The organism is Synechocystis sp. CACIAM 05 (genome assembly GCF_010222815.1).
Taxonomy (GTDB): domain Bacteria; phylum Cyanobacteriota; class Cyanobacteriia; order Cyanobacteriales; family Microcystaceae; genus Synechocystis.
The window spans coordinates 1,425,047-1,450,881 of the sequence record NZ_CP019225.1 but is presented as its reverse complement, the minus strand read 5'-3'; the positions used below and the strand labels follow the sequence as shown (position 1 = coordinate 1,450,881).

Here is a 25,835-nt window from a genome sequence, read left to right as displayed (position 1 = left end):
CCACTGGCTATCAGTGATGTCCGTGCTGTAAAATTCTCGAATTATCATTAATTATGGTGAAAATTTTATTCTTTTCACCATTTTCCATTCTTCACCCTACTTTTCAAACACACTCTAAATCTTTGACGTTCTGATATTGAGGGGGCAAAGCGGCGATCGCCATTGGCGAAAAAGATAAAGTAATCAGTGCGAGAATAATTTGCTTCATATTGTTGCTACCGATGCTTTCGCTTCACCTTACATCAAAACCTACCAGTCGTAAAAATGATACAATTTCGCGAAAAGAGCCCGATTTCATTACTTGGCTGATTTTTTGATCATACTAATAGTTAGAATTAAAGATGTGAACGCTGTCCTAGAACCACTCCGATCATTTTGGTTGAATTAGAAACTATAGTGAAGATCGAGACGGCTAGAACTAACAGTCACTGAAACTTTCTCGGAATAAGCGTTTTGAAGTTGAAAGTGTCTCGAATAACTCACTTTTTGCTATAGTTAAAACACAAAATATTTTTCCCAAATTTCTTATTTTGTTCCGCCATTATTAAGATAATAATTTTTATGATTACTCCCCTTTCTTGGCAAGCTTTAGCTGAACTATCGGACTATCAGGTGGATACGGTTAATGGTCCCACCAATGCCCAGGCAACTCTGAGATTATTTGGACAACCAAAGGAGTCTTTACGAGTTACTCTTTATCGCGATAACCATGCCTGGTGCCCCTATTGTCAAAAAGTTTGGTTATGGTTAGAAGAAAAGCAAATTCCTTACCGAATCAAAAAGGTGACCATGTTTTGCTATGGGGAAAAGGAGGATTGGTATAAAAAATTAGTGCCATCGGGAATGTTGCCTGCCTTGGAACTGGATGGTAGATTTTACACTGAAAGCGATGATATTTTAATAGCCTTAGAAAAAGCTTTTGGACCATTGCTTTGGGCGATGGAAGATCCATTGGTATTACCCCTTAGAAAACTAGAAAGGTTACTGTTTCGAGCCTGGTGTAATTGGCTCTGCTACCCTGCCATGTTTCCCGGTGCTGATCAACGGAATCAACAACAGTTTCAACAGGTGGTGAATCAAGTGGAAAAAGCATTGGAAAAATTACCTGGCCCGTATTTCTTACCAGAATTTAGCACTGCTGACATCGTTTTTATTCCCTACGTGGAGCGCATGAATGCGAGCTTGTTTTATTACAAAGGTTATTCCCTAAGGGAGGATAATCCCCGCTTAAAAGACTGGTTTGCGGCGCTAGAAACCCGGATGACCTATAGGGGTACCCAGAGTGATTTCCATACCCATGCCCATGATTTGCCGCCCCAAATGGGTGGTTGTTACTCCAACGGTAGTGTCCAGGCCCAGCAGAATCAACAGCGGGTGGACAACGGCCCTTGGTTTGGTTTACCCGATGCCACCTGCCCGGAACCGGAAAATGTTAAGCAAGAGGCGATCACCAGGGTGGTGAAACACCACGAAAATATTATTAAGGTCAATGCCCATAACCAGGGGGAAAAGTTTGATCAAGCTCTGCGCTGTGCGTTGACCCTACTGGCCACGGGGGAAAAATGTGTGGCACCCCAGGGTACAGACCAAGTATTGCGTTATCTGCGGGATCGGATTAATGTGCCCAGGGATATGTCCATTTATGCAGCTAAACATCTTCGTCAAGCTTTGGAAACCACCGCCAGTTTAGTGGGGGACAGCGAAGGAGAACCCATTCCAGTGCGCCACCGCCGGGATCAAGACCCAGCAAATTTTCGCTGATCCGTCCTTGTTTTCGGAGCCCGTTCCAAAGAGGCGATCGCCCCTTGGCAATCTTCAAATAACTCTAGGGAAGCCTGTTGCTGGCCAAAACAGAGTTCCTGATGGACGGTGAAAATGGTGTCGTAGGCACCGGCCTGGGGAAATTGTTCCGTTAACTGCTGATATTCCCGGTCAGTTCTCCCCGGTGTCGGTTCTAAACCTCTTTGCTCCTGCAACATTTGCAACGTGGCCAAGTACAAATATCGGCAGGCTTGGTAATAATCTCCTTGGCGGGCGGCCTGCTGAGCAGCTTTGAGCCAATGGTTAACTCCGGGATTTGGGGGCGAAAAATGGGGATTGAGATCAACGTTGCTCAGATTCTGCCAATATCTCTGCCAAGTTTTGCGGTTAAACCAAATAGCGGCGATCGCCAAGGCAATAATTAACCAGAGTAAACCGTGGAAAATTAACTCTTCCCACCACTCCCAATTGGGAATGTCCAGCCCCGGTATCGGCGGCACTCCCTGCCACAGGCGATCGGTCTGCCAAGCCAGCCATTCCCGTCCATTTTGGGTTAACTGTTGCAATTCCCAGGCAAGGTTACTTTTTTGGTAGGTGGTGTCCATAGCAATGACTCCAGCAAGGGGGAAGAAAACCTTTAACCAATGGGTTTACGGGCTTTAATTAACTCAATGGCTTTGCTCACACTTTCGGGGAACACGACCACCAAACCCTTTTCCTCTACCTGATCTAAAGCCTTATTCAACGCTACAGTTTCTTCCAAAATTACTTCATAGGCCGCGCCGGGATTCTCCTGCAAAATGCCTTTAACAATTAAATCCGCTGTTTCTCCCCCACTCCGGCCCCGTTTATCATCATCTTCTTTGACAATGATCCGGTCAAATACCTGGGCCGCAATTTGTCCCAGTTCAATTAGATCACTATCTCGGCGATCGCCAGGGCCTCCCACCACACCAAAGCGTTGACCGTGCCAGTTTTTGACAAAATCCCCCACGGCCCGATAGCCTGCCGGGTTATGGGCGTAATCCACCAGTGCATGGTAACGACCCAGATTGAACAAATTCATCCTTCCAGGGGTCTGTTCCGCTGAGGTGGTGAAAGTCCTTACCCCTTGGCGAATAACTTCAACATCTAAGCCATTAACAAAAGCCGCCAGACAGGCTGCCAGGGCATTGGCAATCATAAACGGTGCCATCCCCCCCATGGTCATGGGAATCAATGTGGCCTCTTCCACCCGCAGAGTCCAAGAGCCTTCCAAAATGGACACATAACCAGACTCATACACCGCCGCAATACCATTCCGCCGTATGTGGTTTTTGATAATAGGATTATCGGGGTTCATGGAGAAATAGGCCACTTTGGCTTTCACCTTGTCCGCCATAGCCGCCACTAAAGGATCGTCGGCATTGAGCACCGCATAACCACTGGGGTCCACCACCTCCGCAATGACGGATTTAACTTTGGCCATTTGTTCAATGGTGTCGATGTCCCCCAAACCCAAGTGATCCGCCGCTACGTTGAGCACTACTCCCACATCGCAGGTATCAAAAGCAAGACCTGCCCGTAAAATGCCTCCCCGGGCCGTTTCTAACACGGCCACCTCCACCGTAGGATCCCGCAGAATTACTGCGGCACTCTGGGGCCCCGTATTATCGCCTTTTTCCACGCAGTATTCGTTGATATAAATGGCATCGGTGCTGGTGTAGCCCACCGTTTTGCCCGTTTGCCGATAAATGTGAGCCAAGAGGCGGGTAGTGGTGGTTTTACCGTTGGTGCCCGTCACCGCCAAAATGGGGATGCGGCTGGGGGTACCAGGGGGAAAGAGCATATCTAATACTGGTGCGGCCACGTTACGGGGCAGACCCTGGCTGGGGGCCACATGCATACGAAAACCAGGGGCGGCGTTAACTTCCACAATTACTCCGTTGGTTTCCCGTAGGGGCTTGCTGATGTCGGAGGTCACCACATCGATGCCGGCAATGTCCAAGCCAATGACCTTGGCTACCCTTTCCATCAACCAGATATTTTCCGGGTGAATATCATCGGTGCGGTCAATGGCTATGCCTCCCGTGCTGAGGTTAGCGGTGGCCCGGAGGTAAACCACTTCATCCTTGGGTAAAACACTGTCTAGGTTATAACCCTGGCGTTCCATCACATCGATCGCCGTTTTATTGACCACGATTTTAGTGAGGATGTTCGCGTGGCCATCGCCCCGGTTTGGATCCTGATTGGTTTTATCAATTAATTCAGTGATGGTGGAAGTGCCATCCCCGGTTACATGGGCTGGAATTCTTTCCGCCACCGCCACTAGCTTGCCATTGACTACCAAGACCCGGTGGTCACTGCCCTCGTAGTAACGCTCCACAATAATGGAACGACTTTTAGATTCTTCCGCAGCTAGATCATAGGCGGCGATCGCCTCCTGCCAATGGCGCACATTGATGGTGATCCCCCGACCATGGTTACCGTCCAGGGGTTTAATTACCACTGGATAACCCCCGACATCATTGATGGCTTCTTCCAAATCATCAAAATATTGGATAGTGGTGCCCCGGGGAACGGGAATGCCCGCATCTTGGAGAATGGTTTTTGTACCTTCCTTATCACAGGCCAGTTCAACCCCCAGAATGCCGGAATGGGAACTAAGGGTGGCCTGAATTCTCTGTTGGTGAACCCCATAACCCAATTGCACCATGGCCCTGGCACTGAGCAGCATCCAGGGAATTTTCCGGGCATCGGCTTCGGTGACAATGGTTTCTGTGCTGGGCCCCAGGGCTGAGTTAGCGCCCAAATCCCGTAAATCTTCCAGATCCTTTTCCAATTCTGTCAGGGAATAATCCCCCGTATCCACCAAGGAACGACACAAGCGCACCGCGGCTCGGCCAGCGTAACGTCCTGCCTGTTCATCTACGTATTCATAAACAACGTTATAAATGCCTGGGGTGGAGGTTTCTCTGGTGCGACCAAACCCCGCCGTCATCCCCACCAACTCCTGTAATTCCAGGGCTACATGCTCAACTATATGACCCATATAGGTTCCCTCCCGCACCCTTGCCAAAAAGCCGCCCCGGTGCCCTGGGGAGCAAAAATGTTCTACAAGGGAAGGCAACACCCTGATCAACCCTTCATAAAAACCAGGAATACTGTTGGAGGGTCGCTCCGCCAAATCCTCCAAGTCGAGGCGCATTACAATTAACTTCTTGCGTCGAATGCTCCAGTAGTTAGGGCCGCGGAGGGTAAGGGTTTTAAGAATTTTCATGATCTGTGTCAGTCAAGAACCAATGCAAGAAGCGCAACACGCCAACTATCATTCTCAAGCTAGGCCTCTGACTGAAACTGTTCGCTGTGAACAATTGATCCGAGTCAGCCCCCAGGGTCAGGGAACCTTACCTGCCTTGGGTCATGGCTAGGTTACCCGGGGAAAGGCCCGCTGTTTTACCTGATGATAAACCTCCCCATGGACGAGGATATTGAGCCGCAAATTGTGGAGACTCAACGGGGCATTGGCCCCCACCAAAGCGGCGTTAGTGTAGCTCATGTCCCTGGCATCGACAAAGGAGACTGTGCCTTGGCCAATTACCTTAACGGAACCGTCCCGCTCAAACATGGCGCAGGTATCTTCATCAATACCCAAACCCAGCAGCTCAGGATGGGTAGAGATGGCACTCAACAGCCGGGCCATGCGATTACGATTGTGAAAATGCTGATCCACCACAATTTCCGGCACAATGCCCAGCCCCACCGCCATATCCACCAGCGCTCGATTGGGCCATTCACCGCTACTGCCCCCGGCGATCATGTGATGCCCCATTACTGCCGCCCCCGCACTGGTGCCCGCTAAACTTATTTCCCCGTTATGTACCCGCTGACGAATGCGGTCCATTAGGGGAGTGTCCGCCAACAGGCCACAGAGACGCAATTGATCCCCCCCGGTCATGAAAATACCTGTACACTGTTCCACAAACAATCGGTAGCCACTGTCATCCCCCTGGGCACGGTCACGGATGTCCAAGACTTTTAACTCCTTGACTCCCATGTCGCTAAAGATGGTTTGATATCTCTCCCCAATCAGTAGGGGCTCCCGAGATGCAGATGGAATGATGCCAATAATGGCGTCGTTGCCACCGGAACGCGACCAAAAGGTTTGCAAAATTTCACGGCCGTGAACTTTATCTTCTGCACCACCAATAATTAAGATGGCCGGTTGGGAGGATAGGGGCATTGTCAACTCTTAGGGGTTCAGTTCTCTGATCAGCAGACTAATATTATCTTGACCGGACAAAGAAAAAAAGTCCATGCCAAGAGTTTTTGTGGGCAGTTTGACAACTATTGGGGCGACTTAATCGGCGTTGAATGCCCCGACGAAATTACAATTATTGGTTGGATAGGTTTAACCCATGGTTACTGCCATGGTCAAAGCTAGTTAAATTTAGTCAAATTTAAGTTCAATTAACCAGTGTGAGCGATTTTAGCTCTTAATTAATTAGGAGAATTACCTGGAGTATCCGGATTAACAGTATCTGGAGTAACAGTGGGCTCAACTCCGGGGGATGGGGATGCGGGAGCATTGATTACATCTTTCGCACTTAAGCCGTCGGTTTGGACTCCTAAAAACCAGAGGGCAGAGGCCGCTTCTCCCCTAGTTACGGGACGCTGGGGTTGAAAGATAGTGATGTAACCAAACACTCTTTTGAGGTTGGCTTGATCGCCGTTTTGGAAGTCGGCGGCTAGGGCGGGCCAAATGTTGGGATTGATTTTGGCGGCGTCCTGAAAACCCCAGGTTTCTTTGATATTTTCCAGGCTGGCATTGGGCAGGGCTCGGCGTTGATCTAGGGGCACTTTCCAACGAACTAAATCTTCCCTGGTTAGGGGCGCATCGGGGCGAAACTGACTAGCAGTGGGGTCGTTGGTGAGGCTAGAGGGGATTAAGCCGGCGTCGGCTAAACCTTGAATTTGAGCAAAGTCGGGATGGGTGGGGGGAACGTCGGTGAAAAGAGGGGTGGCGTTATTGGGAGCGGGGCGGATTTGTTTACTGGGTTGGTTAGCAAAAAAGACGTTATTGGCCTGAAATAACCAACGGGCAAATTCTCCCCGACTGATGTTACTTTGGGGCGCAAATTCCTGACTTGTTTTGGCTTGCACAATGTCTAGTTGAGCTAAATCCTCAATTTCTTCCCTTTGGCGATCGCCTACTTTGTCTAGATCGCTAAAAGTGCCAGTGGAAAACGTGGCCGTGGGGGTAGGTTCCGGTGTGGTGGGGGTATCCGGCTCCGTAGTTTCTGGGGTCGGAGTGGGGGAAACAGTGGTGGTGGGACTGGGGGAACTACCCAGGGAAGGATTGGCGGCAAAACGATCCTGCAATGCTTGGTTGCCGCTACAGGCACCCAACAGGGCGCAAAGTCCGGCAATTAAGTAGGGAAAAAACGACGAAGATTTTTGGGCCATTGACAACAGGGAATGATTTTGGTGTGAAGAGGGGAAAATTAAGCCGCAACTGTTACGTAGGCAGAAAAGGAAGTTGGCTCTGGGATAGTTAATCCTTCTAAACGCATTCCCTCCAAGTGAAAGGCGATCGCCTCCGACATATTTTGTTCAACTTCTTGCTTCGTTTTTCCTGTTGCCACACATCCTGGTAAATCGGGAGAATAGGAGGAAAATCCCGTTGTTGTCGTTTCAATGATGACTAAATACTTCATAAAGTAATACCTGATTGCTTGAGAATACTGGCCAGTGTCCCAGGGGCTAATTCGTCACTGGGTTTGCCCGGTACAGTTACCAAACCTGCCTTGTGGGGGTGCTTCAATTGCCGATGACTTCCCCGTATTCGAGCTACGTACCAACCATCCCGTTCTAAGATTTTGAGGATTACTTTAACCTTCATCGTTTAGGGATAATTGGTTTTATTGGCTCTAATCATGGTGAGAGTTTTCTGAGCCATTGGCGGCACTGATGGCTAAATTGGGCAACTTTTTTGAGCAACAGGGGAGTAATGCCCCCATAGATCCTATCAAATCGGTAATGGAAAAGGAGATCCAGCACGTCATCATAGCGGAGGTAACTCAAGTAGGTCACCCCCAAATCAATCTGGCGATCGCCGAATTCGAGGTAAACCCGTTGGCTTAATTTTTCTGTCCGTTGCCAGGGTTCAGCAAAATGGGCTTTCATGGCCTGTTCATATTTTTCAAAAGCTTGTACATGACCCCGGAGATAATCCGCCACAAAAGGAACGGCAATATTGGCTCCCTGCATACCATGGCGGATGCCTTCCCCCCCTAAAAAGTTCACCGTTGATACCGCATCACCGATCGCCAGCACGGAGCCCCGATGGTAAGTGTCACCTTGATTGACGGCGTAGTCCAGCACAGAGCCGTGAATTTCCTCCAGATGGTATTGGGATTTTTCCAGTTTTAAATAATCCCGGATAATAGCTTCGGTGTAGGAACGGATCGGCTTCAATTCGCCCAAATAACGGTGTTGCCCGGCAAAAATTGCTGTCCCTACCTTTAACTGGTGATTATCCATGGGAAAAATCCAGGAATAACCCTGGGGACTCCAACGGTAACCGAGGAAAAAAACTAGGGTATCCGCAAAACGTTGGTGGGTGGTTTCATCCACCGTAATCAAATATTCCGTGCCAATACCCCGATAATATTGGTTGTTATCCGTCGCTTTGGGTTGCCCATAATTAATCACTGCCCGTTTTGACCCCGTTGCATCAATGAGTACCTGAGTTTTTACTGTAACTTTTTCGACTTTCTCCACTGAGTCACTACTTAGGGAATTTTTACTAGATCGCCGCAGGGTAACTTCCAAACCATCACCAACTTGCTGGTAACCCCAAAAGCGGTGCCCCAACCACACTTGCCCTCCTGCTTTCGTGACCGTATCCGCTAAAAATTGTCGCAATTTAGCAAAATCGAACACCACACCCCGGGGTTGATCGCTGTACCATATTTGTTCCTTTTCCGTGGCGGCGATCGCCAAATTGCGCCAATAACGGGACACTACCCCTAGGGGCAGATCGAACAATGCCATGGTTTCCAAAGGACTAGCCGCGCTGGAGTAATTATTTTGGCTAAAATTTGAATGTTGCTCCACTAGCAGGACTCGGACACCTTGTTGGGCCAACTGTCGGGCACATTGGCCCCCGGCCGGCCCCGCCCCAATTATCACCACTGCAAACTCTTCCATCCTTTCCTCAGTTGGCTCCTCAACACAGTCAAAACATCATCAAAACACCAACGGGCCAATTTGTAATGTCCCCATCCCAGCCCCACCCACCCATTGCTACTTTTGAGCCGGAGAGTTTTCTCATTCTGGTGGTGGATGACGTAAAAGAGAATATTTATGTGATTTCCGAACTGTTGGAAGGGGAAGGTTACAGCACTACTTTTGTGACCTCCGGGCCGGAAGCTTTGCAACGGGTGACCCAGGCCCAACCGGATCTCATTCTGCTGGATTTGATGATGCCCGGCATGGATGGGCTGGAGGTGTGCGATCGCCTTAAACAAGATCCCCAAACCAGGGATATTCCGGTAATTTTTCTCACTGCTAGCAACGAAAAACAAGATTTGCTGCAAGCCTTTGCCAAGGGGGCAGTGGACTATGTCACCAAACCCTTTAGCCCGCCGGAACTGTTGGCTAGGGTAAAAACCCACCTGGAACTGAAGCAAACCAGGGATAATCTACACCACACTCTCCTGGAACAGGCCAAGACCGCCGAAGCCCTGGCCTGTACTTCCACCCGCCTGGGTATCCTGGTGCAAAATATGCAAGCAGGGGTGTTGATGACCGACGCCCAGGGCACCATTGTGGTGGTCAATCCCGAATTTGCACGGCTGTTTAATCTGGGTTTTCCCGCCGACCTTCTGCTGGGCAAAAATTTAACGGCGATCGCCCCCCGCATTAATGGCTTTATATCCCATGGCCAGGGGGTAACCCACAACTTTTTGGCGATCGAGTCCCCGGAACCCTTGCTAAAAGTGGAACTTGCCCTAGAGGATGGGCGCTTTTTTGAGCGAGATTATGTGCCGATCATGTTGGGGGATAGCTCCCAGGGTCATTTTTGGCTTTACCGGGACATCAGCCAACGAAAACAGGTGGAAATGATTCAGGGACAGTCCCTGGAAATGGAACGGCGCATGCGGCAACAATTGGCCGAACAAAATCAGGAATTGGTAGCGGCCACCACGGCGGCGGAGGCAGCTAATCGGTCTAAAAGTGAATTTTTGGCCACCATGAGCCACGAAATTCGCACCCCCATGAATGCCATCATCGGCATGACCGGATTATTACTAGACACGGACCTAACCACTCAACAAAAATATTTCGCCCAAACCATCCGCAACAGCGGGGAAACCCTGCTCACCTTAATTAACGATATTTTAGATTTTTCCAAGATTGAGGCCGGCAAATTAGACCTGGAAGTGTATCCCTTTGATTTGGGGCAATGCCTGGAGGAAGCCTTGGACGTGGTGGTGCCGATCGCCAGGGAAAAGTCCCTCACTCTGATCCGACGTTTTCTCACTCCCATTCCCCCCAACCTCCAGGGGGATGTGACTCGCCTCAGGCAAATTTTGGTTAATCTTCTCAGCAATGCGGTCAAATTCACCGAGGCAGGACAGGTCAAGGTGACGGTGGAAGTGGTGGATCACGACACAGCTAAGGGGGAATATCAAATTTGTTTTGCGGTGCAGGATACGGGCATTGGCATCGCTCCTAACCAACAACAGGCTTTGTTCCAGGCCTTTAGCCAGGGCAATTCTTCCATTACCCGTCGCTTTGGCGGCACTGGGTTAGGCTTGGCCATTTGTGTGCGGTTGACTGCTTTGATGGGGGGCACCATCTGGGCTGAAAGTAATGGCTGTGTGGTGGGAAATCCCCCTGAACTTTGGCGGATAGGGCAACCGACGATCGAGGGTTCGACTTTCTATTTCACAGTCAATTTAACGGTGCTGCCCAGTTGTGCCTATTCTGTCCATAATTTGCGCCACTCCCTCTTCATTGGGCGATCGGTGTTAGTGGCAGATTACGATGAAGGCCGGGCCACCAGAATGCGAAATCTTTTGGCCAGTTGGCGTCTCCAAGCGGAGCAAATTACCTTTTCCTCCCCCACCAAATTAGGGGAAGATCTCAAAAGCAAATTAACTCAAAAAAACTATGGCGCCCTCATCCTCCATTGCCCCTATCCAGAGGGCCGGGGAAAGCAGTTCACCGATTTTGATTTAGGGAAAATTACAACCTGGGCCCCTACGGAACAGGACATTCCAGTGTTAGTAGCCACGGATATTTATCTATCCCCAGGGGAGCGCTACAGCGGCGACAAACCACCGGTGCAAGCCTGGATCAAGAGTCCCATTAACCCCGATGAGCTTGAAAATACCTTGGTGGACGTGTTGGGGCAAACTGAGCCCCCGACCCTGGTGTCTACGGAGGCAATTAGCGGGCCTTTGTTTCCTTATTCCTCCTCTAATTTAACTATTTTGTTGGCGGAGGATAACCTGATCAATCAGCAGGTAGCTAGGCTTTTACTGAAAAAGTTGGGTTACCAAGTGGATGTGGTCAATAACGGCCAAGAGGCTTTATTGGCGTTGGCAAGAACTGATTATGACGTGGTGTTAATGGATGTGGAAATGCCAGAAATGGACGGTTTAAGCGCCACGGAGCATATTCGACGATCCCAGGGCCGGAGTGAAAGGCCTTGGATCATTGCGGTGACAGCCTATTCCATGGAAGGCGATCGGGAACGGTGTTTGGCTAGCGGCATGAATGATTATGTCAGTAAGCCCATCCGTCTAGAAGCCTTGCAACAGGCCCTACAGGTGGCGGCCACTGCCCTCCAGTCCACCAGCCAAGATCGGATTACTGCCATTCCTGATGTCAATGCTTTTGAATCCCAGCTATCTTCTTCTAGCCCCTGCCCAGAGGATCCGGCTGGCACAGCTTTACCCCCCATTGATCAAGACATAATCCGTTCTCTGCAGGAGTTAGATCAAGAAAATGGTCAGTTAATTCTTCGGGAAATTATCGATATCTATTGCCAGACAGTGCCGGAAATATTGCAACGGATCAAACTGGCGATCGCCAATCAAGATTGGGGAAATTTGAGTTCGGCCGCCCATACATTGGGTTCTAGCAGTGCTAATTTAGGGGCGGTACTCCTGGCACAACAGGCTAAAACTTTGGAAAATCTGACCCGCCAACGGGACTGCCGGGCCATGGACCCAGGGCATTTCCCGACCTTAGCGGCCAGCTACGAAAGGGTGCAGGGAGAACTGAAAACTATGCTTGATCGCCTCTAGAAAAGTTTTGCCAGGCCTTAGTTGGTTAGAATACGGGGTGTTTTCTCTGGCAAGGTAGTAATGACCGTTAGCGAATCGATGGCCGGACCCCCGTTGCCCAAATTGCCCCTGGTGACTATGTTCCGTCTCGGACTCTTTCAGATGGGGTTGGGCATTATGTCCCTACTTACCCTGGGGGTACTCAACCGGGTGCTGATTGACGAGCTAGCGGTGTTACCCTGGGTGGCCGCTACGGCGATCGCCATGTATCAATTTGTTAGTCCTTTTAAGGTGTGGTGCGGTCAACTGTCCGACAGTCAGCGGCTGTGGGGTTACCATCGCACTGGTTACGTGTGGTTGGGAGCTTTGGGCTTTACCTTTTTGTCCTTCATTGCCCTCCAGGTGGTGTGGCAATTGGGGCTAAGTTTGCAAAATAACGGCTGGGGAGCCCTAACCATTTTTTGGAGTATTGTGCTGGGGGCAGTTTTCGCCGCCTACGGGGTCACTCTGAGTTTAAGTTCCACCCCCTTTGCCGCCCTGTTGGTGGATGTGTCGGATGAAGATAATCGATCCAAACTGGTGGGCATTGTCTGGTCCATGTTGATGGTGGGCATTGTGGTGGGGGCCATTGTCAGTTCCCGGTTGCTCAACACCCCTGAAATTTGTGGCCCGGCCCTGTTGGATGCCGATGCTCTACTGGTGAAAAAAACCGTCGATATTGCCCAACTGCAACGGGGTATTAATCCCGTCTTTATCATCATGCCGGCGGTCGTGGTTTTCCTGGCTTGGCTGGCCACGGTGGGGGTGGAAAAAAAATATTCCCGCTTTGGCGATCGTTCCGAGGGACGGGAGGATGAAATCACCCTCAGGCAAGCGCTGAAGGTATTAACCGCCAGCCGACAAACGGCCATCTTCTTCGGCTTTTTGTTGCTACTAACCCTGAGCCTATTTATGCAGGATGCGGTGCTGGAACCCTACGGCGGGGAAGTCTTTAATCTTTGCATTTCCGAAACCACCCAGTTAAACGCCTTTTTTGGCATGGGCACCCTCCTGGGCATTGGCTCCACTGGCTTTTTTGTCGTCCCCCGTTTAGGCAAACAACGCACCACTTCCCTGGGCTGTGCCCTGGCTGCCCTGTGTTTTTCCCTGTTAATTCTGGCGGGATTTCAGCAAAATGTGACTCTGTTAAAATCCGGTTTACTCTTCTTCGGTTTAGCATCGGGCATGATCACCGCTGGAGCCACCAGTTTAATGTTGGACCTAACCGCTGTGGAAACCGCTGGCACTTTTATTGGAGCTTGGGGTTTGGCCCAATCTATTTCCAGGGGCTTAGCCACAGTGGCTGGGGGAACGGTGTTGAACATTGGTAAGGCTTTATTTACCAATGCGGTATTGGCCTACGGTTTGGTGTTTGCCCTCCAAGCCCTGGGGCTAATTTTGTCCATTTTCCTGCTCAACAAGGTTAACGTACGGGAATTTCAAGACAATGCCAAAACGGCGATCGCCACGGTGATGGCGGGGGACTTGGACGGCTAAAAAAAATCTCCCCAGAATTAGGGAGGAGAAAATTAGGATTCTTGCACAGTACCGCAAAAGTTAGGTGTGGTGGGCCCCATTCACCCGTAATACTTCGCCGGTGACATAGCTACTGGCCACGGGGGATAGCAAAAAGGCCACAGCCCAGGCGATTTCCTCCGGTTTACCAAAACGGCGGAAGGGGATTTCCTTGGTAATTTTTTCCCGAATATCCTCCCGGATAGCCAAAGTCATTTCCGTATCAATGAAACCGGGAGCCACCGCATTGGCCCGCACCCCATAGCGAGCCCCTTCCCGAGCCAGGGATTTCATCATGCCAATTACCCCGGCCTTAGTGGCGGAATAGTTAGTTTGACCAACGTTACCCCGCTCCCCGGAGATGGAACTAATGGCCACAATGGACCCGGATTGGCGCTCGTACATGCCTTCGATGAAAGGCTTAATGCTGTAGGCTACTCCCTTGAGGTTAACGTTGAGCACCGCATCCCAATCGGCGGGGGTTAGTTTCGGGAAAAAATTGTCCTTGGTAATACCGGCATTGGCCACTACGCCGTAAATGGGGCCAAGCTTATCGGTGATTTGCGCTGCCGCCGCCGTCATGGAATCCAAATCGGTGACATTGGCCACCACCCCTAGGGCTTCGGTATTACCCCCGTCCGTAGCTAAATCGGTAAAAGCTACTTTGGCCCCCATTTCCTGGAGTAATTTAACGATCGCCGCGCCGATGCCCCGATTGCCACCGGTGACCACAATCACTTTATCTTCCAAACCAAGACTTAACATGGTGACTCCTGGGTGAATAGGTTAAACGTTGAAATCGAAATGTTGAGAAATTTGTGAACTAAATGGACTAATTGTGGAGATCTTGCCACTGTTTAAACCCGCTCCAAGGCGATCGCCGTACCGCCCCCTGTGCCATGGCAAAGGGCTGCTAACCCCAAAGTTTTATCCCGTTGTTGCAAGGCATAGAGCAGGGTAACCATGATCCGGGCCCCCGATGCGCCAATGGGATGGCCCAGGGCGATCGCCCCACCGTTCACATTCAACTTGTCCCGGTCTACCCCCAACTGCCGCTCAAATAAAAGATTACTGACAGAGAAAGCTTCATTATTTTCAAATAAGTCAAAATCTGCCAGGGTTTTATCTAGCCTTGCCAACAGTTTCTGGCTAGCGGTAATAGGCAACTCAGGAAAACGACTGGGAGTACCCGCCGCCCAACTGCCTCCCAAAATTTTTGCCAAGGGTTTGAATTGATATTTTTCCACCGCTTCCCCACTGGCCAGGAGCAGAGCCGCCGCCCCATCGGTAATCTGACTACAGTTGCCCGCTGTTAACACTCCGTCCTTGGCAAAGGCCGAGCGCAATTTGCCCAGACTTTCCACGGTGGTGTCAGCCCGAATACCTTCATCACTGGCCAAAACCTGAGTCCCTTTGCGACTGGTGATTTCAATGGGGGCAATTTCTGAGTCAAAATAGCCGGATTCCGTGGCCTGGGCCGCCCTTTGTTGCGATAAGCAGGCCACTTCATCCAACTCTGCCCGGCTGAAACCATGCTCTGCGGCCAATTTTTCCGTCTGTTCCCCCATGCCCTCACCATTGGTGCTGTCCGTCAAACCATCATGGAGGAGAAGATCGGTTAAATTTTCCGGCGCTCCCATGAGGAACTTGTAGCCCCAACGGGCCCGGTGGGAAAGGTAAAAACCAGTTTGGGACATGGATTCTGTCCCTCCAGCCAAAATTAAATCCCCTTCCCCGGCCCGGATGGTCAAAGCGGCATTAATCACACTCATCATGGCGGAAGAGCAGACCATATCCACCGCATAACCGTCCACCGTATCGGGAATATCCGCCTTCAAGGCCGCTTGCCGAGGAATCAATTGTCCATGGCCCGCCCTCAATACGTTGCCCATGATGTACAGGTCAAGCTGGTCTCCCCCCACCCCGGCCTGGGCCAGGACGCTTTTCATCACATGGGCTCCCAAATCCGCCGCCGAAAAATTGGTCAGGGAGCCACCAAAACGTCCCAGGGGAGTTCGTTTAGCGGCAACAATAAAAACATCACGCATAATTGTTTTCCAATGCCATGGGTTGGGATAGGCGGCCATTAACTCCGCCTCCAGCTCAATTATGGGGATGAATTTAGCAAGCGGTGCACCCAAAATTTCAAGCTTTGACCACAAATGCCCCCCGGCGATCGCCTGAAAGGAGTTGAAAGAATTAAGTCGTCAACACTTTTGCCACTTCACTGGACCAATTTACGGTTAATGGTAATTAATCTCGATGGCAAACCATCTGTCCTGCAACCATGGGGGAGTATGGCAAGTTTTTCAGACCTTATTTTTAAGATCTGAAGGGATATTTTTGTTGTAGTTTGAGCAGGGCAAAACCAATGACAGGAATCAGAATGTCTGTGTAAAGCACTGTGCCCGCATTGCCTGGGGCCAGGTTGCTAGTGTGCCAAATTTGCCAAATATGGCCCGCCGCCGCTCCCCAGAGAAAACAAGCCGGCCCCACCACCGCCGCTAATCTGAGGTCAAAACTTCCCCGGAAGGCCAGGATTCCTATCACTGCGAACCCTAAACTGGCAAAACCCACTTCTGCCTGGAAAGGGCTGTCTGCCCAGCCAATAAATTGGGCGATCGCCTCTCCGAAAAAGACATGGACAACAAAATTGTAAAAATAGCTAATGGCCACGGAGTAGAGTAAAAAATAGGCTAACAGCGCTTCAATGATGTCGCCTCGATGACGATTTTTTGGCGATCGCCAAAGCCACAACCCACTGTGAATCAGGCCAACCATTAAGAGGAAAACGGTAAAATTTTCTAGCACCAGCCGTATTAGTTTTTCCATGGTAGACACTGCTTGTTTGCCGATTTTTACCAATAAAATACCCCATGCCTAGGGCTGGGGTGAAAATTACAACAAGCTCAATGGAAGACAATGTTTATGGGTTTATGCTGTTCACGCTCAAGCATTTAGCCCAAAGCTTTTTCGATGGCAGCGATTAAGGAAGAGTCATCGGGTTTAGTTTGGGGGTCAAAACGGGCTACCACTTGCCCATCCCGACCAATTAAAAATTTGCCAAAGTTCCAGCTAATGTCCTCCCCATCCCCCACAAGGAATTGGTAGAGGGGACTACGGTTGGGACCATTGACGTCCTGCTTTTCTAGCAAGGTGAAATCAACGTCGTACTTGGTTTTGGTGAAATCTTTGATTTCCTCTGGGGAGCCTGGTTCCTGGGCCCCAAATTGGTTGCAGGGCACACCGATAATTACTAAGCCCTTTTCTCCATAGGCCTTGTCCAAAGCCACCAGACCGCTGTATTGGGGGGTTAAGCCGCACTTACTGGCAACGTTAACAAAAAGGACAACTTTATCGGCAATGACCTCCGGGGCCAGGGGCGTTCCATCCAGGGTGGTCAGGGAAGTGGGTAATGGCATAGGTGTTAAGAAATGTTACAACGGTTTCCATTATGGACGATTAGGGCCCTTCCGAGGCGGGGGTAGTATCTTCCAAGGAGGTGTGATCCAACAGGGTTCCCAAGGTAGCAAAGGGCAGTCCGTAAATGGCGATCGGGTTAGTGTAGCCTTTCAACTCAATGGTGTGCTGCTGAACAGTTGCGGACCATTGGGGCAAGTCCTGTAAGTAACTGAAGGTTTTTTCGCTTATGGCTAAGTCGAAATGGGCCTGTTTAGTGGCCGATTCCAGCCGAAAAGCCGCATTGACCGTATCCCCGATCGCCGTGTAGTCAGGATGGTCCCCACTGCCGGTATTGCCCACCATGGCGTAACCAGTGTTTATCCCTGTACCAATGCGGAGGGGAAAGGGTAGCTCATATTTCTGATTTAACTTGGCAGTCATGGCCTGGAGTCGGTTAACCGCATGGAGAATTTGAATAATTTCCGCGGGAGTAGCTTCGTTGTAACCGTGGAACCAGATGGCCATCACCGCATCACCGATGTACTTATCCACCCAACTGCCTGCTTCCCGCAGAATATGCCCAGCCTGGCGAAACCAATTGCCAATCAGCATAGATAGCAACTCCTCTTCCACCTGTTGGGCCATGCCGGTGAAGTTACGCATATCCGCCACCAACACCGTAATTAACCGCCGTTCATGGAGCACATTGGTCTGGGTATCCCATTCCGCCGGATTCCGCAGTAGCCCCGACGGGGTGCCGTTTTGATCGGAGTAGAATTGCGCTTCCGTTTTGCCAAAGGTAATTTTGTCTTGGTCTTGAATGGCGATCGGCACACTCACCCGCCGACCATTAACAAAGGTGCCATTGCGACTACCCAAATCAATTAGCAAAAAGGTATCCTCTTCCGTCGCCTGTAGAATGGCATGGTTGCGGGAAATACAATTGTCTCGGATGACCAAATCATTGTCCTGACTCCGGCCCACAGTCCAATAGCTCCGCCCCTGGAGAGGAAAGGTTACATCTCCACAAGAAAAATGTACTACTAGGTAAATGGGTAGAGCAGGCTTATCCACAGAATAATGGCAAAAGTTGACTTAGGCCATCATAGCCCCAAGCCAGAAAAGGGCATCTACGACAATCGTACTCAACACTGCCCCCCCAAAGGCTTGCCAACCGGGAGAACGCCGTTGCAATGCCCAACCCCCCACCCCCAACAATAGGGCCAGTAGTAGCCAAGCCCAGGCAGCACCCCAGGGAGTGTGGATTTTAGCCAGGGCCGCCTGAAACACAAACCGGGCAAATTCCGGGTCCACCACCATCACCTGCCGCCAATGATCCATCAATCCCGTCAGGTAAAAATAAGCATCAGTCACCGCTGTTCCAGCCAGGGAGCCTAGGTAGAATAAATGGCCAATCACTCCCCAGCCCCGTTTCAGTCCCCAGAGAGCAAAGGGTAAACCGATCGCCTCGATGGGTAAATGCCAGAGGGGTTCCCAACGAAACCAACCCCAATAAATTGCCCCCGCCAACCAACTCCAGCTAAAGCCCAACAATAAATCCCCCCACATCTCTTGCTCCGGTCGCTTCATTAACCAAACGGCGATCGCCACCCAGGGCAAAGTTAAAGCGAGCGAAATCCAGGGAAACTGTCGTACCAGGGGGGCTTGGATAAACACCGGCACCGACACAAGGAAGCCAGCTGCTAATTGCATGCCAGTGGTCGCGGGGTTAATGGATAAGCCAGAACGCCAACGGTGTAAGCGGCGCAAAAAATTCAGCCCTGGCTGGGCTAAGGCGGTGGTTAAAAGGGGAATCACTACGGGGGCTGAGTAAAGTTGGCTAAAGGGGGTTTTAAAAAAAAGGTTTTGCTCTGGGGGAACAGTAACCAGGGCAATTTTAAGTTTTGTTACTTTAAATTAACCTTGCTTATTATATCCAAAAACTTCTAGGCTTTCTAGGGAAAACTCCCTATGGTTTGGCCCCCCCAATCCCAGGGAATCAGAAATATTGCTAACGGTTATCCCCCAAGCCGCTAGAATGGGCTACGGAGATCGGCCCAGGATACTAACTCCATCTAGCGAATCTAGCCTGGCTCCAGGGACTGTCTCTTGGCCTTTTGTCCCCGCCGGCCCCAGCGCTATTAATTTTTCGATCATTCACCATGGCTAAAGTTTTAGTTTCTGACTCCATTGACCAAGTCGGCATTGATATTCTCAAACAAGTGGCCCAAGTTGACGTCAAAACTGGGCTATCGGAAGCAGAAATTATAGACATTGTTCCTGAGTACGATGCCATTATGTTGCGCTCTGCCACCAAGGTGACAGAGAAAATTATCCAAGCGGGTAGCCAGTTAAAAATCATTGGCCGGGCTGGGGTTGGGGTGGATAACATTGATGTGCCGGCGGCCACCCGTCAGGGCATTGTGGTGGTCAATTCCCCCGAGGGTAACACCATTGCGGCGGCGGAACATGCTCTAGCGATGATGATGGCCCTGGCCCGCCACATCCCCGATGCCAACAAATCCGTTAAGGAAAGTAAGTGGGAACGGAAACAATTTATTGGTACAGAGGTTTATAAGAAAACTTTAGGCGTAGTGGGGCTGGGGAAAATTGGTTCCCACGTGGCCGGTGTGGCCAAAGCCATGGGGATGAAATTGTTAGCTTACGATCCGTTTATTTCCCAGGAACGGGCCGACCAAATTGGTTGCACCCTGGTGGACTTGGATTTGCTGTTTAGTGAAGCGGACTTTATCACTCTGCACATTCCCAAAACACCGGAAACTGCTAACCTAATCAATGCTGAAACCCTGGCTAAAATGAAGCCCACTGCCCGGATTATCAACTGTTCCCGGGGAGGCATTATTGATGAAGAAGCTTTGGTAACAGCCATTGAAACGGCCCAGATTGGTGGGGCGGCCCTGGATGTGTTTGCCCAGGAGCCCCTAGGAGAATCCCGCCTGCGGGAATTTAGCAATGTGATTTTAACCCCCCATTTGGGTGCTTCCACCGAAGAAGCCCAAGTGAATGTGGCGGTGGATGTGGCGGAACAAATTCGGGATGTGTTGCTTGGTTTGCCGGCCCGTTCAGCGGTGAATATTCCTGGTTTAACCCCCGATGTAATGGAAAAATTGCGTCCCTACCTGAAGCTGGCAGAAACCCTCGGTACTTTAGTGGGTCAGTTGGCCGGCGGCCGCATCGATCGCCTGACGGTTTGTTTACAGGGAGATTTGGCGGAATATACCAATAGTCAACCCCTGGTGGTGGCGGCCATTAAAGGTTTGCTCTCCCAAGCTCTACGGGAACGGGTTAATTACGTCAATGCGGCGATCGAGGCCAAGGAACGGGGCATCCGGGTCATTGAAACTAAAGATGCTTCCGTGCGGGACTATTCTGGCTCTTTGCACCTCAAAGCCACCGGCACCATGGGAGAACATTCCGCCACCGGGGCCCTGTTGAGTAATGGTGAAATTCGCATTACCGACGTGGATGAGTTTCCCATTAACGTTCCCCCCAACAACTATATGTTGTTCACCTTGCACCGGGATATGCCGGGTATCATTGGTAAAATTGGTTCCCTGCTGGGTAGCTTTAACGTCAACATCGCCAGCATGCAGGTGGGGCGCAAAATTGTCCGGGGTGACGCAATTATGGCCCTGAGCTTGGATGATCCTCTGCCCGATGGTCTGCTGTCGGAAATCACCAAGGTGGCCGGTATCCGGGATGCCTACACCGTTAAGCTCTAATTAGCTCACCAAGGGTCCAAGTCAATGGGGGGAGGAGTTAATCTTCCCTACCGTTGGCGCACATAAGGGAGAAATCGATGGCTGCGGCTAATAGTTGGTGGGAAATTAGAATACTTTGCCATCCTTCCCTGGAAGAAACTGCTTTTTGGCGGCTGGAAAAGTTCGGTTGTTTAGGCACCTCCACCGAAAAAAAGGCCCATTCCCTGCTTGTCCGTGGCTATTTACCCCAGGAAAAGGCTGAAATTCTCGACTTGGCCGCCCTAGCCCTCTGGTGTGAGCAGGACGCATTGCTGCTCCAGGTGCCTAAGCCCCGCTTCCATTGGCAATTAATTGACGAAGAAGATTGGTCTATTAGCTGGAAAGAGCATTGGCAACCCACCCCCGTTGGCGATCGGTTTATTATCTATCCGGCCTGGATTGATCCTCCGGAAAATTCGGATCGGCTGATTCTCCGCCTAGACCCTGGTGTGGCCTTTGGCACCGGTACCCATGCCACCACTCAGCTTTGTTTAGAATCCTTGGAAATGCGGGTGGAGCCAGACAAACATCAAGTTCTGGCGGATCTGGGCTGTGGTTCCGGTATTTTAGGCATTGGAGCGGTTTTATTAGGGGCAGCCAAGGTTTATGGAGTGGATAATGATCCCCTAACAGTGGAGTCAGCCCGTCATAATCGTCATCTGAACCAAATTCACCCCGATAATTTGGTCATTAATGAGGGCAGCGTGCCAGAGTTGGAGCAGTTAATTGCTCAGCCGGTGGACGGCATTATCTGCAATATTTTGGCGGATGTCATTGTCAATTTACTGCCCCAGTTCACCCCCCTGGTCAAACCTCATGGTTGGGCCATTCTCAGCGGTATTATGGTGGAACAAAGTCAGGCGATCGCCGATGCGCTGGAGCAAAACGGTTGGACGGTGGTTGCTATATGGAAACGGCAGGAATGGTGTTGCTTTCAGGCCAGAAGGGAAGAGGAGGATTAACCAAACAAAAAAAGAGGCCATTGCTGACCTCGAAAAAATTGATTCATAAAATTGCCATTCAACATTGCTAAATTAGCAACAAATAGTCTCAAGCCTAGGCCAGACCAGCATTGGTGCCGGGACGGCCAGTGGCTAGTTCGACTTTCACAATTTTGCCGCCCATTTTCATGATGCGCTGTTGCTCACGAAACCAATTGTCATAGGGCACCAACTTCGTAAAATAGGTATTTTGTAATTCCCGTTGTGTCCGAATCCGGGTTTGGCTAGGAACACAAGCCGTAATTCTAAACATCCGCATGGGGTGTGGCTCTCCTAAAACGTTTTCTCTTAAAAAGTTGGCATATGCGACAGAACGGGAGTCAGAAGTCAATACCGGTCAGCTAAAACCCCGGCGATCCCGGTGGTGGCTTTAACGGCCCCAGCACTCACTTTCGACTTCCCGTTCCAACAGACGGGCTACTGGCTAAGTTGCAAATCAACCAAGGCAGCATCACCCACGGGAATCCAGGACTAGCTCAAGCCAGAGCAGATGTAGTCGAGGTAAACGCCCATTTCTTTGCCGGCATCAGCACCAACCAAGCTAGCGGTAACTTCTTTGATGGCTTGGATAGCTTGAACGGTGGAAGAAATGGGTACACCGAGGGAGTTGTAGGTTTCTTTCAAACCGTTGAGTACGCGCTCGTCGAGAATGGAAGCATCACCAGCCAACATAGCATAGGTGGCATAGCGGAGGTAGTAGTCCAAGTCACGGATACAAGCCGCATAGCGACGGGTGGTGTACATGTTGCCACCGGGACGGGTGACGTCGGAGTACAACAGGGATTTGGCCACAGCTTCCTTAACGATGGTGGCGGCGTTGGCGCTGATTACACTGGCAGCCCGCACCCGCAGTTCACCGCTGGCGAAGTAGCTTTTCAGTTTGTCCATGGCAGCACCGTCGAGGTACTTACCTTGAACGTCAGCAGAGTTGATTACAGCCGTAATTGCGTCTTGCATAGTTTTGGTTTCCTTAAATCTTACTCAATGGGAAAAATTGCTAAAAGGGTTGAATAATTAAGCTCAACACTTCAATAAGCTTGGGTACAAAGACCTAGCTCATGGCACCGATAACGAAATCAAAGTAGGCAGAGGCTTCGGCGGCATCATCGGAGGACATCAAACCGGAAGCAACTTCTTTCATTTCCCGGACACTTTGAGCGACGGCTTCGATGGGGGTACCGAGGGAACGATACATTTCCCGTACGCCCACTAGACCGATTTCTTCGATGGGGGTAACGTCACCGGAAACCACACCGTAGGTGACGAGACGGAGGTAGTAGTCCATGTCGCGCAAGCAGGTGGCGGTCATTTCTTCACCGTAGGCATTGCCGCCGGGGGAAACGATGTCAGGACGTTTTTGGAAAAGGCGATCGCCAGCTTGCTTAACGATGGTTTCCCGAGAACCAGTTAGGGTTTCAGCAATGCGAAGACGGGCGGCACCGCCGGTAACAAAAGCTTTAATACGATCCAGTTCGCCGGGGCTCAGGTAGCGGGCTTCTGCATCAGCATTCACGATTGATTTCGTGACGATACTCATGGATGGATTCCTCCGTAAAGATTTAAAACGTTAAAAAAAGGCTTTAAGCTGATTTTATCAACCGAGGCGCAGTCACGAACTGGACAATGCCGTTAACCAGCGGACTCCAGCGAGCAACCTGCCCAAACCATTCTCAGGCATTGCGTTCCTGATTACACTGCCCCCGTAACAGTTTGTAATATTTCTTGACGATCGCCAGCGGAATTTACTTTAATCCCTTGGCATTTTTTGGGGAGGCTGTAAGATTAGAGGTGAAAGTAATGGTTAAATCCAGATTTCCCCGAATTTAGACTTCCACTCCTCCGCCTCCCTTCGTATTTTCGGCTGTGTTGCAGCGATTCCAATAATGAAGAAGCGATCTCTGTTCTCCCTTTTAACTGGCTCCCTGCTGATGTTCAGCGGTGGATGTGGATTTCTCCCCGGCGGTGGCGGTGGTGAAAAAACCGATGTTTCCGTCGAGAATCAAGAAATAGCTCCCCCGGAAGTGCCCCTGACCTCCGTTCGGCCCCTGCCCCCGGTGGATGTAGCCGCCCTGGGGTTAATTCCCCCCGTATTACCGGATCAACGTTTGAGGGAAATCCAGGCTGGTCGGCCAAATCCTTTCGCCTTGATCCCAGTTGAAGCAAAGGTTACAAGCCCGGGATCTACCGCTGATGGGAGCAAGGCAACAGATGGGGTGTCGAATGGAGGAGAAAATAGCGGCAACGTTGTCAGCAGTGATGGACAAACAGGAGTCAATGGCATCACAGGTGAGCCTGGGCAACAAAAGGGCAGCTCAATCTTTCCAAATTCGGAGCCGGCCAGACTTTATCCCGATGATGCTAGGGCTGTGGTGGTTTCCGGTGTTATCGAAATCGGCAGTCGTCCCTATGCCATTGTCCAAGCCCCTGGGGAACCCGTAGCCCGTAACGTAACCGTTGGCGATCGCCTGTCCGGTGGCAATGTTAGGGTGCAATCCATCAACGTCATGGGAGAAAATTCAAACATTGTGCTGGAACAGTATGGCGAGTCCGTAACCCGTGATGTCGGCGCTCCGGCTTTACCTCCCCTTACACCGCCAGTATTGCCGATCCCCCCATCTGATTCCTAGGAAAGTGTTTGAAAAGTGCAAGGCTAGATATTTATCCCCCTAAATCTCCTCACTAAAGCTCCGGCTTAAAAAAGGGGACTTTTGTGACAGTTCCCCCCTTCTCAAGGAGGGGCTAGGGGGGATTAAACAGCCAAAACTCAACTTTCCAAACAGGCCCTAAAAACTGAGTTGGTGGTCAGCAAAGCTAAACATAAAAGCCGGGGCAATTTGTAGACACATGATTTTTACTGGTCCATTTTCCTGCCCTGTTGAGATCGGTTTTTATCAACCTTCTCGGAACAATCACGCCACGCTTAAGGTGATCTGGGAGTAGCACTTTGCCTGCTCCACAGTGGAAATATTGGTTTTAATTGTCATGGGGCCCTGGGCCAGCTTGCTCCCTTCGCCTACAGTTGAATAATGTCTTCCCCCAGCCTTTCTCCCCATTACCAAAAAATGCTCGACGATCTAGATGGCCAGGTGCTCCAGCTAGACCGTCAGGTGTTCCGACGCTTGGCCCGATTGGGCTACCAACCCCAGGTGATTTTCGATGTGGGGGCTTCCAACAGTGGTTGGTCCTACTATATAAAGCAGGTAGCAACTCAGGCAGACTTCTATTTGTTCGAGCCCTTGGTTGACCATGTGCCGGATTATCAAGGTCTGATGGAGGAAACGTTACGGGTTTATCCTTCCTTCCATCTATACAAATACGCCCTCGGCGATCGGGATGGCACCATAACGGTTAATGTTTTTGACGACCCCGCCAGTAGCACCACTTTACCCATGACGGAAGGTGGTCCCTCCATCAATGCTGTTCAAGTTCCCCTGCTCACGTTAGATTCGGCTTTAGTCAAGCTTGGTTTACCCCAACCCCAGGTGATTAAAATCGACACCCAGGGCAATGAGTTATCCATCCTCCGGGGAGCAACCCAAACATTAGCCAAAGTTGACGTTTTATTTCTGGAGTGCTGGCTCTATCGGGGCTACGGCCCTGAAACCCCCCTGTTAACGGAAATTGCCCATTGGTTGTTGCCATTCAATTTTCGCCTTTGGGACGTTTCCGAGCCCTACCGTGGTGCCCAGGGAGAATTAACCACCCTAGACTGTATTTTCATTAACACTGCCGCCGGTCTAGCCCCAAACTGGTACTACTAGCTTTCCCCTTTCCTCTAGAAAGTTTTTGAAAAGTTCAAAGCTAGGTGTTTATCCCCCTAAATCAACCCACTAAAACTCTGGCGGAGGACTTTTGTGACAGTTTCCCCCTTCCCAAGGGGGGCTAGGGGGGATTAAACAGCCAAAACTCAACTTTCCTAACCGGAGCTTTAATTGCGAAAGTAGGGGAGCTTAACAATGGTGAATTCCTGCCCCGCTTATGTGGCCATTCTGGATTTTTGGGCGGTAGTTGGGAAAATATCTCTGCATTTTCTTATTCGTAGGCTATAATTTCCCTGGAGTAGCGATTCTAGACGA

At 50.6% G+C, this 25,835-nt stretch carries 23 protein-coding genes; 7 read left to right on the top strand and 16 right to left on the bottom strand.

Translation table 11 applies throughout. The features are described from left to right. Positions 1–561 precede the first annotated feature (561 nt). Positions 562–1,761 carry a glutathione S-transferase family protein gene (locus tag BWK47_RS06900; protein ID WP_162328096.1) on the top strand — a complete coding sequence of 400 codons (1,200 nt, stop codon included), beginning with the start codon at positions 562–564 and terminating at the stop codon, positions 1,759–1,761. Here the strand turns inward: BWK47_RS06900 and BWK47_RS06895 are convergent. The 7 genes from BWK47_RS06895 to BWK47_RS06865 all read right to left on the bottom strand — a co-directional run bounded on the left by BWK47_RS06895 (position 1,737) and on the right by BWK47_RS06865 (position 8,952). Then, positions 1,737–2,366: a DUF4129 domain-containing protein gene (locus BWK47_RS06895; protein WP_162328095.1), complete on the bottom strand. Its 630-nt coding sequence runs from the start codon at positions 2,364–2,366 to the stop codon at positions 1,737–1,739. The two genes, BWK47_RS06900 and BWK47_RS06895, sit on opposite strands and share 25 nt — an antisense overlap. Before the next feature lie 32 nt (positions 2,367–2,398). Next, entirely contained in the window at positions 2,399–5,020 is a 2,622-nt protein-coding gene (cphA, locus tag BWK47_RS06890) for a cyanophycin synthetase (protein ID WP_162328094.1), read from the bottom strand. Between the two features lie 147 nt (positions 5,021–5,167). Continuing rightward, on the bottom strand, positions 5,168–5,983 hold the full coding sequence (locus BWK47_RS06885; RefSeq protein WP_010872518.1) for a cyanophycinase: 816 nt from the start codon (positions 5,981–5,983) through the stop codon (positions 5,168–5,170). A 257-nt stretch (positions 5,984–6,240) separates the two neighbouring features. Continuing rightward, entirely contained in the window at positions 6,241–7,206 is a 966-nt protein-coding gene (locus BWK47_RS06880) for an S-layer homology domain-containing protein (protein WP_162328093.1), read from the bottom strand. Between the two features lie 38 nt (positions 7,207–7,244). Next, a complete protein-coding gene (locus BWK47_RS06875) occupies positions 7,245–7,457 on the bottom strand; it encodes a type II toxin-antitoxin system HicB family antitoxin (protein ID WP_162328092.1) in 213 nt (70 codons plus the stop codon). Beyond that, the gene (locus tag BWK47_RS06870) at positions 7,454–7,642 is read right to left on the bottom strand and encodes a type II toxin-antitoxin system HicA family toxin (protein ID WP_162328091.1); all 189 of its coding nucleotides are present in this window, start codon (positions 7,640–7,642) and stop codon (positions 7,454–7,456) included. Before BWK47_RS06870 ends, BWK47_RS06875 begins: the two co-directional genes overlap by 4 nt. Before the next feature lie 32 nt (positions 7,643–7,674). After that, the gene (locus BWK47_RS06865; RefSeq protein ID WP_162328090.1) at positions 7,675–8,952 is read right to left on the bottom strand and encodes an NAD(P)/FAD-dependent oxidoreductase; all 1,278 of its coding nucleotides are present in this window, start codon (positions 8,950–8,952) and stop codon (positions 7,675–7,677) included. 65 nt (positions 8,953–9,017) lie between these two features. Between BWK47_RS06865 and BWK47_RS06860 the strand changes: the two genes are divergently transcribed. Then, positions 9,018–12,062 (top strand): response regulator, encoded by a 3,045-nt coding sequence (locus BWK47_RS06860; protein WP_162328089.1) that lies wholly within the window; start codon positions 9,018–9,020, stop codon positions 12,060–12,062. 60 nt (positions 12,063–12,122) lie between these two features. Further along, on the top strand, positions 12,123–13,577 hold the full coding sequence (locus BWK47_RS06855; RefSeq protein WP_162328088.1) for a PucC family protein: 1,455 nt from the start codon (positions 12,123–12,125) through the stop codon (positions 13,575–13,577). Positions 13,578–13,637: 60 nt separating this feature from the next. Here BWK47_RS06855 and phaB read toward each other — a convergent pair whose 3' ends face one another. From phaB to BWK47_RS06825, 6 genes are all read right to left on the bottom strand, one after another. Next, the gene (gene phaB, locus BWK47_RS06850; protein WP_162328087.1) at positions 13,638–14,360 is read right to left on the bottom strand and encodes an acetoacetyl-CoA reductase PhaB; all 723 of its coding nucleotides are present in this window, start codon (positions 14,358–14,360) and stop codon (positions 13,638–13,640) included. A 92-nt stretch (positions 14,361–14,452) separates the two neighbouring features. Then, positions 14,453–15,643 carry an acetyl-CoA acetyltransferase PhaA gene (gene phaA, locus BWK47_RS06845; protein WP_237269900.1) on the bottom strand — a complete coding sequence of 397 codons (1,191 nt, stop codon included), beginning with the start codon at positions 15,641–15,643 and terminating at the stop codon, positions 14,453–14,455. 274 nt (positions 15,644–15,917) lie between these two features. Further along, positions 15,918–16,427: a DUF6790 family protein gene (locus tag BWK47_RS06840; RefSeq protein WP_162328085.1), complete on the bottom strand. Its 510-nt coding sequence runs from the start codon at positions 16,425–16,427 to the stop codon at positions 15,918–15,920. Between the two features lie 125 nt (positions 16,428–16,552). After that, the gene (locus BWK47_RS06835) at positions 16,553–17,017 is read right to left on the bottom strand and encodes a glutathione peroxidase (protein WP_162328084.1); all 465 of its coding nucleotides are present in this window, start codon (positions 17,015–17,017) and stop codon (positions 16,553–16,555) included. Between the two features lie 40 nt (positions 17,018–17,057). Further along, a complete protein-coding gene (locus BWK47_RS06830; protein WP_162328083.1) occupies positions 17,058–18,071 on the bottom strand; it encodes an adenylate/guanylate cyclase domain-containing protein in 1,014 nt (337 codons plus the stop codon). A 21-nt stretch (positions 18,072–18,092) separates the two neighbouring features. Further along, positions 18,093–18,815: a DUF3120 domain-containing protein gene (locus BWK47_RS06825; protein WP_162328082.1), complete on the bottom strand. Its 723-nt coding sequence runs from the start codon at positions 18,813–18,815 to the stop codon at positions 18,093–18,095. 344 nt (positions 18,816–19,159) lie between these two features. Between BWK47_RS06825 and serA the strand changes: the two genes are divergently transcribed. Then, complete coding sequence (serA, locus tag BWK47_RS06820) at positions 19,160–20,740, top strand: phosphoglycerate dehydrogenase (protein WP_020861708.1); 1,581 nt, start codon at positions 19,160–19,162, stop codon at positions 20,738–20,740. A 77-nt stretch (positions 20,741–20,817) separates the two neighbouring features. Next, positions 20,818–21,720: a 50S ribosomal protein L11 methyltransferase gene (gene prmA, locus BWK47_RS06815; protein WP_162328081.1), complete on the top strand. Its 903-nt coding sequence runs from the start codon at positions 20,818–20,820 to the stop codon at positions 21,718–21,720. 94 nt (positions 21,721–21,814) lie between these two features. Here the strand turns inward: prmA and BWK47_RS06810 are convergent, their stop codons facing one another. The 3 genes from BWK47_RS06810 to BWK47_RS06800 all read right to left on the bottom strand — a co-directional run bounded on the left by BWK47_RS06810 (position 21,815) and on the right by BWK47_RS06800 (position 23,296). After that, positions 21,815–22,018, bottom strand: coding sequence for a phycobilisome linker polypeptide (locus tag BWK47_RS06810; RefSeq protein ID WP_010872505.1), 204 nt, complete (start codon positions 22,016–22,018; stop codon positions 21,815–21,817). A gap of 212 nt (positions 22,019–22,230) precedes the next feature. Next, entirely contained in the window at positions 22,231–22,716 is a 486-nt protein-coding gene (gene apcB, locus BWK47_RS06805) for an allophycocyanin subunit beta (RefSeq protein ID WP_010872504.1), read from the bottom strand. Positions 22,717–22,810: 94 nt separating this feature from the next. Continuing rightward, entirely contained in the window at positions 22,811–23,296 is a 486-nt protein-coding gene (locus BWK47_RS06800) for an allophycocyanin alpha chain (protein ID WP_028948242.1), read from the bottom strand. Between the two features lie 346 nt (positions 23,297–23,642). Between BWK47_RS06800 and BWK47_RS06795 the strand changes: the two genes are divergently transcribed. Further along, positions 23,643–24,386, top strand: a complete 744-nt coding sequence (locus BWK47_RS06795; protein WP_162328080.1) for a hypothetical protein — start codon at positions 23,643–23,645, stop codon at positions 24,384–24,386. 399 nt (positions 24,387–24,785) lie between these two features. Then, positions 24,786–25,520: an FkbM family methyltransferase gene (locus tag BWK47_RS06790; RefSeq protein ID WP_162328079.1), complete on the top strand. Its 735-nt coding sequence runs from the start codon at positions 24,786–24,788 to the stop codon at positions 25,518–25,520. Positions 25,521–25,835 lie beyond the last annotated feature (315 nt).

Bases quoted from the DNA above. Each gene is read 5' to 3' on its own strand.
- prmA (WP_162328081.1), top strand. From the start codon at position 20,818: ATGGCTGCGGCTAATAGTTGGTGGGAAATTAGAATACTTTGCCATCCT.
- BWK47_RS06860 (WP_162328089.1), top strand. From the start codon at position 9,018: ATGTCCCCATCCCAGCCCCACCCACCCATTGCTACTTTTGAGCCGGAG.
- BWK47_RS06895 (WP_162328095.1), bottom strand. From the start codon at position 2,366: ATGGACACCACCTACCAAAAAAGTAACCTTGCCTGGGAATTGCAACAG.
- BWK47_RS06790 (WP_162328079.1), top strand. From the start codon at position 24,786: ATGTCTTCCCCCAGCCTTTCTCCCCATTACCAAAAAATGCTCGACGAT.
- BWK47_RS06880 (WP_162328093.1), bottom strand. From the start codon at position 7,206: ATGGCCCAAAAATCTTCGTCGTTTTTTCCCTACTTAATTGCCGGACTT.
- BWK47_RS06900 (WP_162328096.1), top strand. From the start codon at position 562: ATGATTACTCCCCTTTCTTGGCAAGCTTTAGCTGAACTATCGGACTAT.
- BWK47_RS06800 (WP_028948242.1), bottom strand. From the start codon at position 23,296: ATGAGTATCGTCACGAAATCAATCGTGAATGCTGATGCAGAAGCCCGC.
- BWK47_RS06865 (WP_162328090.1), bottom strand. From the start codon at position 8,952: ATGGAAGAGTTTGCAGTGGTGATAATTGGGGCGGGGCCGGCCGGGGGC.
- phaB (WP_162328087.1), bottom strand. From the start codon at position 14,360: ATGTTAAGTCTTGGTTTGGAAGATAAAGTGATTGTGGTCACCGGTGGC.
- apcB (WP_010872504.1), bottom strand. From the start codon at position 22,716: ATGCAAGACGCAATTACGGCTGTAATCAACTCTGCTGACGTTCAAGGT.
- cphA (WP_162328094.1), bottom strand. From the start codon at position 5,020: ATGAAAATTCTTAAAACCCTTACCCTCCGCGGCCCTAACTACTGGAGC.
- BWK47_RS06885 (WP_010872518.1), bottom strand. From the start codon at position 5,983: ATGCCCCTATCCTCCCAACCGGCCATCTTAATTATTGGTGGTGCAGAA.
- BWK47_RS06870 (WP_162328091.1), bottom strand. From the start codon at position 7,642: ATGAAGGTTAAAGTAATCCTCAAAATCTTAGAACGGGATGGTTGGTAC.
- BWK47_RS06810 (WP_010872505.1), bottom strand. From the start codon at position 22,018: ATGCGGATGTTTAGAATTACGGCTTGTGTTCCTAGCCAAACCCGGATT.
- BWK47_RS06795 (WP_162328080.1), top strand. From the start codon at position 23,643: ATGAAGAAGCGATCTCTGTTCTCCCTTTTAACTGGCTCCCTGCTGATG.
- serA (WP_020861708.1), top strand. From the start codon at position 19,160: ATGGCTAAAGTTTTAGTTTCTGACTCCATTGACCAAGTCGGCATTGAT.
- BWK47_RS06840 (WP_162328085.1), bottom strand. From the start codon at position 16,427: ATGGAAAAACTAATACGGCTGGTGCTAGAAAATTTTACCGTTTTCCTC.
- BWK47_RS06835 (WP_162328084.1), bottom strand. From the start codon at position 17,017: ATGCCATTACCCACTTCCCTGACCACCCTGGATGGAACGCCCCTGGCC.
- BWK47_RS06855 (WP_162328088.1), top strand. From the start codon at position 12,123: ATGACCGTTAGCGAATCGATGGCCGGACCCCCGTTGCCCAAATTGCCC.
- BWK47_RS06875 (WP_162328092.1), bottom strand. From the start codon at position 7,457: ATGAAGTATTTAGTCATCATTGAAACGACAACAACGGGATTTTCCTCC.
- phaA (WP_237269900.1), bottom strand. From the start codon at position 15,643: ATGCGTGATGTTTTTATTGTTGCCGCTAAACGAACTCCCCTGGGACGT.